This is a genomic window from Nocardioides alcanivorans, assembly GCF_021555175.1.
In the GTDB taxonomy this organism is placed as follows: Bacteria; Actinomycetota; Actinomycetes; order Propionibacteriales; family Nocardioidaceae; genus Nocardioides; species Nocardioides alcanivorans.
Map to the genome: position 1 here is coordinate 1 of NZ_JAKGRW010000013.1, position 12,283 is coordinate 12,283.

Genomic DNA, 12,283 nt, shown 5'->3' on the forward strand with positions numbered 1-12,283 from the left:
GACCAGCGGGGTGGGCGCCGGGACGCGGTCTCGACAAGCTCGACCTCCGGTGGGGGTGGGGGTCTCGACGGGCCTCGACCTCCGGGGTGGGAGGCGGGGTGGTCTCGACAAGCTCGACCACCGAACCGGTCTCGACAAGCTCGACCAACGGAGTACAGGCTCGACCTCCGGTGGCGGGCGGCGGGGTGGTCTCGACAGGCTCGACCTCCGGGGTGGTCTCGACAAGCTCGACCAACGGGGGTGGGTCTCGACGGGCTTGACCAACGAACCGGTCTCGACGGGCCCGACCTCCGGTGGTGGGCGGCGGGGTGGTCTCGACGGGCTCGACCTCCGGTCTGGTCTCGACGGGCTCGACCAACGGGGTGGACAGCGGGGGCGAGGGGGGACCGGCCGTAGAGTGACCTCGATGTCCACTTCACCCACCGCCGCGGCGACCGACCCGGCTGCCGGTCTGATCGCCGGCAGTATCCGGGAACTGGAGCCGGAGCTCTTGGAGTTCCGCCGCGACCTGCACGCCCACCCCGAGCTCTCCTGGCAGGAGGCTCGCACCACGGAGCGCGTCGCGACGCGCCTCGAGGCGGCGGGGCTGCGGGTACGGCGCCTCCCGCGCAGCGGGCTGGTGGCCGAGGTGGGGAGAACGGGCCACTGGTCGCACTGCGTGCCGACCTCGACGCGCTCCCGGTGGAGGACCGCACCGGCGCGCCCTGGGCCTCCACGGTGCCCGGTGTCGCCCACGCGTGCGGGCACGACGTGCACGTGACCGCACTCGTCGGTGCCGGCCGTGCGCTGGCCCGGGTGCATGCCGCAGGGCTGTTGCCCGGTCGGGTCCGGCTCCTCTTCCAGCCCGCCGAGGAGGTCATGCCAGGCGGCGCGCTCGAGCTGCTCTCGCTCGGTGCCCTCGACGACGTCTCGCACGTCTTCTGCCTGCACTGCGACCCCAGCCTCGACGTGGGTGAGGTCGGTCTGCGTGACGGGCCGCTCACCGGAGCCGCCGATGCGCTGGGCATCACCTTGATCGGCAAGGGCGGCCACACTTCGCGTCCCCACCTCACCGAGGACCTCACCTTCGCCCTGGCCAAGCTCGTCACCGAGCTGCCCGCCATCTTGTCGCGCCGCCTCGATCCGCGAGCCGGTGCGAGCCTGGTCTGGGGCATGGTCAGTGCCGGGTCGGCACTCAACGTCATCCCCGCCACTGGCCACCTCGGGGGACGGTGCGGATGCTCGACGCCGTCGCCTGGGCCGAGGCCGAGGACCTCGTGCGTGAGCTCGTCGCCCAGATCATCGCGCCCTACGGCATCACGGCGGAGATCTCCTACCAGCGTGGCGTTCCCCGGTGGTCAACGACCACACCGCCACCGCCCTGCTCGGCCGTGCTGTGGAGTCGGTGCTCGGCCCGGCCGGCCACGTACCCACCCGCCAGAGCCTTGGCGGGGAGGATTTCGGGTGGTACCTCGACCGCATCCCGGGAGCGATGGGACGCCTCGGCACACGTACGCCGGGCGGCACGACGTACGACCTCCACCAAGGGGACCTGCGCGTCGACGAGCGGGCCGTTGCGATCGGTGCCCGGGTGCTGGCGGAGACGGCACTGCTCGCGCTGCGTCACTGAGCGGCCGACCCGCCACGCAGGTCCGCTCAAGACGGTTCGGTCACTGCACGGTAACTATTTGCGCGCATGTGGTTCCCGGCGCGAGTACGTGACTTAGGGTGCTGCCGAGTGGCCGCGGTGCGGCCGTCCACGAACCCTCAGGAGGACCGCCGTGAAGAAGACGGCTCGAGTAGCTGCAGCCATCCTGGTCACCACCCTCGCACTCACCGCCTGCGGTGATCGTGACGACTCGGACGACAACAGCAGCAGCAACAACACCGACTCCACCAGCGAGACCACCGAGTCGGAGTCCGCGGCCCCGACCGAGAGCCACCCCGACTTCAAGGCCTGCATGGTCTCCGACGACGGCGGCTTCGACGACAAGTCCTTCAACCAGACCTCCCACGACGGCCTGAAGCAGGCTGTCGAGCAGCTCGGTGTGCAGACCGGCGAGATCGAGTCGCACGCGCAGACCGAGTTCGAGGACAACATCAACGAGATGGTCCAGGCGGGCTGCAACAGCATCACCACCGTCGGCTTCCTGCTCGGTGACGCCACCCTCAAGGCCGCCAACAAGAACAAGGACATCGACTTCTCGATCGTCGACTTCGCCTACATCGACGAGGCGGGCGAGAACACCGCTCCCAACAACCTCAAGGGCCTGACCTACGACACCGCCCAGCCTTCCTACCTGGCTGGCTACCTGGCTGCGGCCAAGAGCGAGAACGGCGTGGTCGGCACCTTCGGTGGCGTCAACATCCCGACGGTCACCATCTTCATGGACGGCTTCTTCCACGGCGTCCAGAAGTACAACGAGGACAACGACGCCGACGTCCAGGTCATCGGCTGGGACCCCGCCAAGCCGAAGACCGGCTCCTTCACGAACGACTTCGGCGACAAGACCAAGGGCCAGAACATCGCGGAGGAGATGATCGGCCAGGGCGCCGACGTCATCTTCCCAGTCGCGGGTCCCGCCGGACTCGGTGGTCTGCAGGCTGCCCAGGACAACAGCGTCTGGGGCATCTGGGTCGACACTGACGGCTGCGTCTCGGCGGCCGAGTACTGCGACTCCCTGCTGACCTCCGTGGTCAAGGGCATGGACGTCTCCGTGCTGGAAGCCATCCGCGAGTCCGCCAACGGCGAGTTCACCAACGAGCTCTACGAGGGCACCCTCGAGAACGGTGGCGTGAGCCTGGCCGACTACGGCCCCCAGGCCGACATCGACGACGAGCTCGACGCCAAGATCCAGGAGCTCTCCCAGCAGATCATCGACGGCACGATCACCATCGGCTGAGCGATCCCGGCCTGTCGGTCGGACACGACGAAAGGTCGGGGCGTGTCCACGCCCCGACCTTTCGATTCGCAAGTGTCATGCTGAGCACCGGCGGTCCCACCCGTGGGGCCCGGTGCGGAGGAGCGAGATGAAACTCGAGATCCGGGGTCTCACCAAGCGGTTCGGTTCGTTCACCGCCAACGACGCGATCGACCTGACCATCGAACCGGGTGAGATCCACTGCCTGCTGGGGGAGAACGGCGCAGGCAAGTCGACGCTGATGAACATGCTCTACGGGCTGTTGGAGCCAACTGAGGGCGAGATCCTCGTCGATGGTGAGCCGGTGGACTTCAACGACCCCAGCGACGCCATTGCCGCTGGCATCGGCATGGTCCATCAGCACTTCATGCTGGTGCCGGTCTTCACCGTGGCCGAGAACGTGATGCTCGGTCGTGAACAGACCCGCGGGGGCGGTGTGCTCAATCGGCATGCCGCTGCGAAGCGGGTGCGCGAGCTCTCCGACGAGCACGGCCTGCGCGTCGATCCCGACCGGCTGGTCGAGGACCTGCCGGTGGGCGTGCAGCAACGCGTCGAGATCCTCAAGGCGCTCGCCAACGATGCCCGGGTGTTGATCCTCGACGAGCCCACGGCGGTGCTCACTCCGCAGGAGATCGACGAACTCATGCGCATCATGCGCGACCTCAAGGCGCGCGGCACCTCGATCATCTTCATCACCCACAAGCTGCGCGAGGTCAAGGCCGTCGGCGACAAGATCAGCGTGATCCGACGCGGCAAGGTCGTCGGCACTGCCAGGCCTGACGCGACCGAGGCCGAGCTCGCCGAGATGATGGTCGGTCGCTCCGTGCAGCTGCGGGTCGACAAGCCCGAGGCAGAGGTCGGCGAGGTCGTCCTCTCGGTGGAGGGCATGACCGTCGTCGATCCGCGCGGTCACCAGGTCGTCAAGGACGTCTCGTTCGAGGCCCGCGCCGGCGAGGTGCTCGGCGTCGCGGGCGTGCAGGGCAACGGCCAGACCGAATTGATCAAGGCCCTCATGGGCCTGGTCAAGCCCGACGCCGGCACCGTCAAGCTCGACGGCAGGGACATCTCCAAGCAGGGTCCGAAGAAGTCGCTGGCGGCTGGCATCGGCTACGTGCCCGAGGACCGCTCCCACGACGGCTACGTCGGCACTTTCAGCGTCCGCGAGAACCTGGTGCTCGATCTCTACCGCAACGAGGAGTTCTCCAAGCACGGCGCCCTCGCCCTGGAGGCGATCGCGCGCAACGCCGAGCACCGCATCCAGGAGTTCGACATCCGCACCGAGTCCGCCGAGACTCCGGTCGCCTCGCTCTCGGGAGGCAACCAGCAGAAGGTGGTGGTGGCCCGTGAGTTCTCGCGCCCGCTCAAGGTGCTCATCGCCTCCCAGCCGACCCGTGGGGTCGACGTGGGGTCGATCGAGTTCATCCACAAACGGATCATTGCCGAACGTGACACGGGCACTGCGGTGATCATCGTGTCCACCGAGCTCGACGAGATCTATGCGCTGTCCGACCGGATCGCGGTCATGTACGACGGACGCATCGCCGGCATCGTCGGTCCGGACATCCCCCGTGAGGAGATCGGACTGTTGATGGCCGGAGCCGGGGGCGAAGCGCCCACGAACGGGGAGGGGCTGCCTGATGAGCGACCAGTCAGGAGCCGGGACCGTCGAGGCGGCACCGCCGCCGGAGCCGGACGAGCCGACCACGCGGGGTGGTCTCACGGCATGGTTGCCGACCGTGGTCGACACCATCGTCGCCATCGGGCTCGCGCTGATCATCGGCGCCATCTTGATCATCTTCTCCACCGAGGACGTCATCGACTCCCTCGGCTACTTCTTCAGCTACCCCTGGGACTTCTTCAGGTTCGCGGGCACGGCCGTCTGGGATGCCTACTCGAGCCTCGTCGACGGCGCGGTGGGTTCGGGAACCGCCATCCGCCGTACGCTCGAACGCGCAGCGCCGCTCATCTGTGCGGGTCTCGGTGTCAGCCTTGCGTTCCGTTCCGGCCTGTTCAACATCGGTGCCCAGGGCCAGATGCTCCTCGGCGCCCTGGCCGGTGGCTATGTCGGGTTCCACTACGACCTGCCCCCGGGCATCCACCTCGTCGCGGCCCTGCTCGCCGCGCTGGTGGCCGGTGGCCTCTACGGCGGCATCGCAGGTCTGCTGAAGGCGCGCACCGGTGCCCACGAGGTGATCGTGACGATCATGCTCAACCACGTCGCCGGGTTCATCGTGCTCTACTTCCTGGCCAAGGACACCTTCCAGCGGCCCAACTCCAACAACCTGCTGACGCCGCCGGTGGCCGACAGCGCGAGCTTCCCATCGGTGGGTGGCCTCCACCTCGGGGTGATCCTGGCGCTCGTCGCTGCCGGACTCGTGTGGTGGCTGCTCGAACGCAGCACCCTCGGCTTCGAGATGCGCGCCGTCGGTGCCAATCCTGACGCCGCGCGCACCGCGGGCATGAGCGTGGCGCGGGTCTACGTCGCGGGCATGATGATCGCGGGCATGCTCGCGGCGCTGGCGGTGACGATGAACGTGCTGGGTCGCCAGGACGCCGTGACCGAGAACATCGCCGGCCAGGTCGGCTTCGAGGCGATCACCGTGGCCCTGCTGGGGCGCGCGACGCCGCTCGGCACCGTGCTGGCGGGTCTGCTGTTCGGCGCGCTCTCCTCGGGTGGCCTGGCCATGCAGAGTGGAGCCGGCGTGCCGCCGGAGATGGCACAGGTGCTGCAGGCACTGATCGTCTTGTTCGTGGCCGCACCGGCCCTGATCCGGGGCATCACCCGGATGCGGGGTGGTGACGGTGGAGGCACCGTGATGGCGAAGGGGTGGGGCGGATGAGCGCGCTGGCCGAGGCTCCCGTGACAGACGAGGTGCCCGAGGTGCGGGACCGGGCCGATGTCGCCCGGCAGATCCGACTGGTCGTCGTCTTCGCTCTCGCGACCCTGCTGCTCGTGTGGATGAAGTTCGACATCGACGACCCCAACGTCACCTACCTGCTCACCGAGAAGCGGAGCAAGGACTCACCGCCCAAGCCGTTGGACGGCGCGCTGGTGTCGTGGATCGCGATCATCGTCTGTGCGGTGGCGCTGGTGCTGGCGGCGGTCAACCGCTATCCGCGGCGGTGGATCGGTGGGCTGTTCTCGCTGGCGGTGGGCCTGTCGTTCTATGCCGGCTTCCTGATGTGGGCGTACGCCGACCAGGAGGGTTTTGCGGCCTCCATCGCGAATCCGCTCCCGGGCACCGTCAGGATCGCAGCGCCGATCGTGCTCGGCGCACTCGCCGGCTGCCTGTGTGAGCGAGCGGGTGTCATCAACATCGCGATCGAGGGCCAGTTCCTCATGGGTGCCTTCTTCGCCTCGGTTGCTGCGAGTCTCGCCTACAGCGCGGAGATGGGTCTCGTCGGCGGCATCCTCGCGGGCGTGGGCATGGCAGCCCTGCTCGGGCTCTTCGCACTGCGCTACCAGATGAACCAGGTGGTGCTGGGCGTCGTGCTCGTCGCTCTGGCGACCGGTCTCACGACCTTCCTGGCAGGACAGATCCCGACCGACCCCGACATCAAGAAGTACTTCAACGATCCGCCGATCCTCAGCAACATCGCGATCCCGGGCCTCAGCGACATCCCTGTGATCGGTCCGGCGCTCTTCAACCAGAACCTGCTGATCTACGTCATGTATGCGTCGGTCGTGGTCGTCACCTTCCTGCTGTTCGAGACCCGTTGGGGGCTGCGGGTGCGATCGGTCGGCGAGCACCCGAAGGCGGCCGACACCGTCGGCATCAATGTCAACCGGGTGCGTTGGCAGGCAGTGCTCCTGGGCGGCGTCTTCGCCGGACTGGGCGGCGCGCTCTACACCGTCGGCTCGACGGGAGCCTTCGACCGCGACGCCTCCTCAGGCACCGGCTTCATCGCGTTGGCCGCCGTGATCATGGGCCGTTGGCACCCGGTGGGGGCGACCTTCGCCGGCGTCTTCTTCGGCTTCATGTGGAACCTGCAGAACCAACTGAGCTTCGCCGGCAAGCTGCCGACCGAGCTGCTGGGCGCGGCCCCCTACCTGGCGACGATCATCGCCGTCGCCGGCTTCGTCGGTCGGGTCCGTCCGCCCGCTGCCGACGGCGAGCCCTACACGAAGGGCTGACACATGTATCCCGACCAGGAGAGCTGGGACCCGGCCGACGACTGGCCGGCGCTGCTGGCTGCAGCGGTTGAGGCCTCCACGCACGCCTACGCGCCGTACTCCCACTACCGCGTGGGGGCCGCGGCCCGCGTCGACGACGGCCGGGTCGTCGTCGGCTGCAACGTGGAGAACGCGGGGTACGGCGTCACGTTGTGCGCCGAGTGCGGGTTGGTGTCGTCGCTCCACGTGACCGGGGGCGGCAAGCTGACCCACTTCGTCTGCGTCAACGGCGCGGGCGACGTGATCATGCCGTGCGGTCGGTGCCGGCAGCTGCTCGTCGAGCACGGAGGCAACGAGCTGCGTTGCCTCACCGTCTCCGGAGTGCGCAGCATGCGCGAGGTGTTGCCCGACGCATTCGGGCCCGCAGACCTGGCCTCGAAGGCCGGAGGGGAATGAGATGGAGCAGCACGACGTCGTCGAGGTCATCCACGCCAAGCGTGACGGGGGACGGTTGAGCGACTCCCAGATCGACTGGGTGATCGACGCCTACACCCGTGGTGGTGTGGCGGACGAGCAGATGGCGGCCCTGGCCATGGCCATCTTGCTCAACGGCATGGACCGCGCGGAGATCGCACGTTGGACCGGCGCGATGATCGCCTCGGGGGAGCGGATGGACTTCTCGTCCCTCTCCCGACCGACGGCGGACAAGCACTCGACCGGTGGTGTGGGAGACAAGATCACGCTCCCACTCGCACCGCTCGTCGCTGCCTGCGGTGTCGCCGTACCCCAGCTCTCCGGGCGCGGGCTCGGCCACACCGGCGGCACGCTCGACAAGCTCGAGGCCGTCGCGGGATGGCGCGCAACCCTGAGCAACGACGAGATGATGCGGCAGCTCGAGGACGTCGGTGCGGTCATCTGCGCGGCGGGGGACGGACTGGCGCCGGCCGACAAGAAGCTCTATGCACTGCGCGACGTCACTGGGACCGTCGAGGCAATTCCGCTGATCGCCTCGTCGATCATGTCGAAGAAGATCGCCGAGGGCACCGGCTCGCTCGTGCTCGACGTGAAGGTGGGCTCCGGTGCGTTCATGAAGAACATCGATGATGCCCGCGAGCTGGCCGCCACGATGGTGGCACTCGGGCAGGACGCCGGCGTCAACACTGTCGCGCTGGTCACCGACATGGCCACGCCGCTCGGACTCACGGCCGGCAACGGCGTCGAGGTTGCGGAGTCGGTCGAGGTGCTCGCCGGTGGTGGGCCCGCTGACGTGGTCGAGCTGACCGTCGCGCTGGCGCGCGAGATGCTCGCCGGTGCGGGGCGTGACGACGTCGACCCCGCCGACGTGCTCGCCTCGGGCAAGGCGATGGACGTGTGGCGCGCCATGATCCGGGCGCAGGACGGCGACCCGGACGCACCGATGCCGACTCCGAAGGAGACGCACGTGGTCGCTGCGCCGAGTAGCGGCGTACTCACCCGTCTCGACGCACTCTCGGTCGGCGTGGCCTCCTGGCGTCTCGGAGCCGGCCGGGCGCGCAAGGAGGACCCGGTGCAGGCGGCAGCTGGCATCACGTGGCACGCCCGCCCCGGTGACTCCGTCGTGGAGGGCGCGCCCCTCTTCACCCTCCAGACCGACGCGCCGGAGCGGTTCGCTCGCGCCCTGGAGTCGCTGGAGGGCGGCTACGACATCGCCCCGGCCGGGACCCCGTTCGAGGCTGCTCCGCTGGTCATCGATCGCCTTTCCTGACCAGCGGAGCAGCACACAGCACGTGTTGTCGCGCGGCGTCAGGGGAGCAGCAGCACCACGGTCTCGGCGACGCAGGCGGGCTTCTCCTCGCCCTCGATCTCGATGACGTGATTGACGGTGAGCTGCTTGCCCGCCGGGATGTCGACGACCTGACCCATGGTGACGACGACGCGCACCTTGGAACCGACCTTGACCGGGTTCGGGAAGCGCACCTTGTTGACCCCGTAGTTGAGCTTGGCGCCCGGCGTCTGCAGGGTGAAGACCTGACTGCCGAGCCACGGGAGCAGCGACAAGGTGAGATAGCCGTGGGCGATCGTGCCACCGAACGGACCGTCCTTGGCGCGTTCGAGGTCGACGTGGATCCATTGGTGGTCACCGGTGGCCTCGGCGAACTGGTTGACCCGACGCTGGTCGACCGTGACCCAGTCGGAGGCACCCAGCTCCTTGCCAGCGGCCTCGGCGACCTCGTCGAACGTGGTGAAGACCCTCATGTTGTGCTCCTTCCGGCTGCGTCCGTCGGGCTCGGGGAACTCTTGTCCAGAACCTACGCAATCACCGGTTGACCTGACCACCAGAACACGCTGCGGATCGGCGGTGATCTCGTCAGGAGAAGGCGGTGCCGGGCGAGTCGGCCGGTCGACCACGACGGAGATCGGCGATGAGCCGGCGCATCCCGGTGGTGAGGTCGACGAGGTCGGCCTCGCTCCAGCCCGCGAGCGCCTCCCCGAGGAGGGCGGTGTTGGCCTCGTCGAAGCGGGCGAGTGCTTCACGGCCCGCGTCGGTGATCGAGACCAGGGTCGCCCGCTTGTCGTCCGGGTCCGGGTGCCGCTCGACCAGTCGGTTCTCGACCAGGGAGGTGAGCTGTCGAGACATCGGAGGACGTGCGATGCGCAGCTCGCGGGACAGGTCCGACATCCGGAGATCGCCCACCTTCGCGAGGTGTCCCAGGACCGCCACGGCGGTCAGCGGGAGTTCGATGCCGGTGGCCGCGGCGTGGACGGAGGAGAGCCCCTGCTGTTGGAGAAGCGCGCAACCACCCCGATCGCGTCGTTGACGGCATCGCGGACGGTCGGATCGAGTCCTCGACGGTTCACGTCGTCCGACCCCGTCGGGTTCCGGCTTCGGCTGCCTCCGCGAGACTGCGCACCTGGGACTCCACGATCGATCGCCGGTCGACACCGGAACTCGTCTTCGCGGGAAGCCTGATGAGAGCCCCGGCGACGATGACCGCCAGGCGTGCCGTGGCCAGGGTGACGTACCAGCCGAGGTGCTCCAGGTCGGCACCCGTGCCGGCAGCCGCATAGGCCGCGGCGAGCTCGTCGGGCCCCGGCAGCGCGGGCACCGTCGTGGGGTGGCAGAGCGCCGTCTCGGCTGCCGAGTCGATGATGCGTCCCGCCTCCGAGAAGTAGGCGCAGAGGATCCCGAGGTCTGCCAGCGGATCACCCAGCGACGTGAGCTCCCAGTCGAGGACCGCCTGGACCACCGTGGGCCGGTCACGGTGGAACATGACGTTGGCGAACGCGTAGTCGCCGTGCACGATCCGTGGGGCCTGGGGTGGTGGCCTGTTCGTCACGAGCCAGTCGAAGGACCTGTCGAGGGCGGGCTCGTCCCCCAGGCCCGTGGCCTCTCGCGAACGCACCCACTGGCCCTGCCAGCGCCGGAGCTGCCGGTCGGCGTACGGCTCCGGGCGTCGGAACTCGTCGAACCCGGCCGATCGTGACGGGTCGACGGCGTGCACCTGGGCCAGGCAGGTGGCCAGTGCCAGGCCGGCGCGGTGGACATCGCCGTCCGACATCGCCGTCAGGGTCGCGGGGGAGTGGGTGAAGCCGTCGAGCCGTTCCATCAGGTAGAAGGGGGCGCCGATGACCTCCTCGTCCTCGCACGGCGCGACGACGGTGGGGAGCGCCAGGTCGCGTCCCTGTTCCTGGGCCGCGATCGTCAGCGCCTGCTGGATGCGATGTTCGCGCAGCATGTCGTGGGCATTGCCGACCCCGCCCCGCACCGGGGCTCGCCGCAGCACCCAGTCGGCGTCGCCGCTCTGGACCCGGACGGTGAGGTTGGAGGAGCCGCCGGCGAGCCGGGTGAGCAGCAGGGCGGGGGCGTCGGGTGTCAGCAGGCCCTGGCCGGTCAGCCACGCTCTCAGCGGAGCTGCCGGGACGCCGTCGATCTCGGGGTGCCGGGTGGGATCGGTCGGGTTCATGAACCCAGCTCCTGCGACGCGGCGTCGTGGCCGAGGAACGCGGCGTACTTCGTCTCAGCCCTGGCGAGCCGGGTCGGGACGTGCTCGGACGGGTGGCCCTCGACCGGCGCGTAGTGGCGGAGCACCGAGCGGGCGATGGTCTCGATGTGCACCTCGTCCGCGCCGTCCGAGATCCGGAAGTTGCGAGCGGTGCGATACATCTCCTCCAGGGGCAGGTCACTGGAATAACCGAGGGCGCCGTGCACCTGGATCGCCCGGTCGACGACGTCGTGCAGCACCTGGGCACCCCAGAGCTTGATCTCGGAGACCATCTGGCGAGCCGCCTTCGGTCCCTCGTTGTCCCACGTCCACGCCGTCCGCAAGGTCAGCAGGCGGAAGGCCTCGAGTTCGATGCTCGACCTGGCGATCATCTGCTGCACCAGCTGCCGATCGCCCAGGGGTGCGCCCTTCAACTCACGCGACACGGCGCGTTCGCACATCATGTCGAACGCGCGGCGGCACTGGCCCACCCAGCGCATCGCATGGTGGATGCGTCCTCCGTTGAGTCGACGCTGGGCGAGCAGGAATGCGTCGCCAGGGTCGCCGATCATGTTCGCCGCCGGCACCCGGCAGTCGACGAACCTCACCTCGGCGTGGCCGCCGTACCACCGGGGCGCCGCTGCCTCGTAGGGGTGGTGCATCGTCGGCACGTCACGCAGGATCTCCAGGCCGGGGGTGTCGCGCTCGACGACGAACATCGATGCCCTGCGGTGGCGCTCCGCGCCGGGATCGGTGACGGCGAAGACCAAGAGGAAGTCGGCGAAGCTCGCGTTGGAGGCGAACCATTTGTGACCGTTGATCACCCAGTCGTCACCGGCGCGTACGGCGGCGGTGGTGATCGCCGTGGGATCCGAGCTTGCGACATGTGGTTCGGTCAGGGCGAAGCAGCTGGTGAGCCTGCCTTCGAGCAGCGGGTCCAGCCAGCGTTCGCGCTGCTCGGGGTGGCCCCGACCGCGAGCAACTCGCTGTTGCCGGAGTCGGGAGCCTGGTTGCCGAAGATCTCCGGTGCCGACATGGTGCGGCCGAGGATCTCGTGCATCAGGGCAAGGGGGAGCTGCCCCAGGCCTTGGCCGCCGAGGTCGGGATCGAGGTGTGCGGCCCACAGGCCGCGTTCACGGACCCGCTGCTTGAGCGGAGCCGTCACCGCCAACCACTGGTGGCGTGACATCCGGTCGCGCACCAGGTCGAGCAGTTCGATCTCATCGACCAGGGAGGCGATCCAGTCGAGGTCTTCCTGGAGTTCGGGCTCGGTTCTGAAATCCCACGTCATGACCGCGATAATTGCT

Annotated in this window: 12 protein-coding genes and 2 pseudogenes; 9 read left to right on the forward strand and 5 right to left on the reverse strand. The window is 68.8% G+C overall.

From position 1 onward, the window contains the following. Positions 1-406: 406 nt before the first annotated feature. The 9 genes and pseudogenes from L1066_RS07625 (at position 407) to L1066_RS07665 (ending at position 8,758) form a co-directional block, all read left to right on the forward strand. The gene (locus tag L1066_RS07625) at positions 407-760 is read left to right on the forward strand and encodes a hypothetical protein (RefSeq protein WP_235735779.1); all 354 of its coding nucleotides are present in this window, start codon (positions 407-409) and stop codon (positions 758-760) included. Then, a pseudogene (locus L1066_RS07630) lies at positions 682-1,146 on the forward strand (M20/M25/M40 family metallo-hydrolase); the annotation flags it as partial. The gene L1066_RS07625 and the pseudogene L1066_RS07630, both read left to right, overlap by 79 nt. Before the next feature lie 187 nt (positions 1,147-1,333). Next, on the forward strand, positions 1,334-1,609 hold the full coding sequence (locus L1066_RS07635) for a M20/M25/M40 family metallo-hydrolase (RefSeq protein ID WP_235735780.1): 276 nt from the start codon (positions 1,334-1,336) through the stop codon (positions 1,607-1,609). A gap of 151 nt (positions 1,610-1,760) precedes the next feature. Then, positions 1,761-2,882 carry a BMP family lipoprotein gene (locus tag L1066_RS07640; protein WP_235735782.1) on the forward strand — a complete coding sequence of 374 codons (1,122 nt, stop codon included), beginning with the start codon at positions 1,761-1,763 and terminating at the stop codon, positions 2,880-2,882. Positions 2,883-3,009: 127 nt separating this feature from the next. Further along, positions 3,010-4,497, forward strand: a pseudogene (locus L1066_RS07645) (ABC transporter ATP-binding protein); the annotation flags it as partial. Positions 4,498-4,537: 40 nt separating this feature from the next. Further along, on the forward strand, positions 4,538-5,740 hold the full coding sequence (locus L1066_RS07650) for an ABC transporter permease (protein ID WP_235735784.1): 1,203 nt from the start codon (positions 4,538-4,540) through the stop codon (positions 5,738-5,740). Then, the gene (locus L1066_RS07655) at positions 5,737-7,035 is read left to right on the forward strand and encodes an ABC transporter permease (protein ID WP_235735785.1); all 1,299 of its coding nucleotides are present in this window, start codon (positions 5,737-5,739) and stop codon (positions 7,033-7,035) included. The genes L1066_RS07650 and L1066_RS07655 overlap by 4 nt, the downstream gene beginning before the upstream one ends. 3 nt (positions 7,036-7,038) lie before the next feature. Further along, the gene (locus L1066_RS07660) at positions 7,039-7,470 is read left to right on the forward strand and encodes a cytidine deaminase (RefSeq protein ID WP_235735786.1); all 432 of its coding nucleotides are present in this window, start codon (positions 7,039-7,041) and stop codon (positions 7,468-7,470) included. Position 7,471: 1 nt separating this feature from the next. Then, positions 7,472-8,758: a thymidine phosphorylase gene (locus L1066_RS07665; protein WP_235735787.1), complete on the forward strand. Its 1,287-nt coding sequence runs from the start codon at positions 7,472-7,474 to the stop codon at positions 8,756-8,758. 38 nt (positions 8,759-8,796) lie between these two features. Here the strand turns inward: L1066_RS07665 and L1066_RS07670 are convergent, their stop codons facing one another. The 5 genes from L1066_RS07670 to L1066_RS07690 all read right to left on the reverse strand — a co-directional run bounded on the left by L1066_RS07670 (position 8,797) and on the right by L1066_RS07690 (position 12,267). Beyond that, a complete protein-coding gene (locus tag L1066_RS07670; protein WP_235735788.1) occupies positions 8,797-9,249 on the reverse strand; it encodes a MaoC family dehydratase in 453 nt (150 codons plus the stop codon). A 112-nt stretch (positions 9,250-9,361) separates the two neighbouring features. Next, the gene (locus L1066_RS27565) at positions 9,362-9,937 is read right to left on the reverse strand and encodes a MarR family winged helix-turn-helix transcriptional regulator (RefSeq protein ID WP_312007280.1); all 576 of its coding nucleotides are present in this window, start codon (positions 9,935-9,937) and stop codon (positions 9,362-9,364) included. Beyond that, positions 9,849-10,958, reverse strand: coding sequence for a phosphotransferase family protein (locus L1066_RS07680; RefSeq protein ID WP_235735791.1), 1,110 nt, complete (start codon positions 10,956-10,958; stop codon positions 9,849-9,851). Before L1066_RS07680 ends, L1066_RS27565 begins: the two co-directional genes overlap by 89 nt. Beyond that, positions 10,955-11,917 carry an acyl-CoA dehydrogenase family protein gene (locus L1066_RS07685; protein ID WP_235735885.1) on the reverse strand — a complete coding sequence of 321 codons (963 nt, stop codon included), beginning with the start codon at positions 11,915-11,917 and terminating at the stop codon, positions 10,955-10,957. The genes L1066_RS07680 and L1066_RS07685 overlap by 4 nt, the downstream gene beginning before the upstream one ends. Then, entirely contained in the window at positions 11,872-12,267 is a 396-nt protein-coding gene (locus L1066_RS07690; protein ID WP_235735792.1) for an acyl-CoA dehydrogenase family protein, read from the reverse strand. The genes L1066_RS07685 and L1066_RS07690 overlap by 46 nt, the downstream gene beginning before the upstream one ends. Positions 12,268-12,283 lie beyond the last annotated feature (16 nt).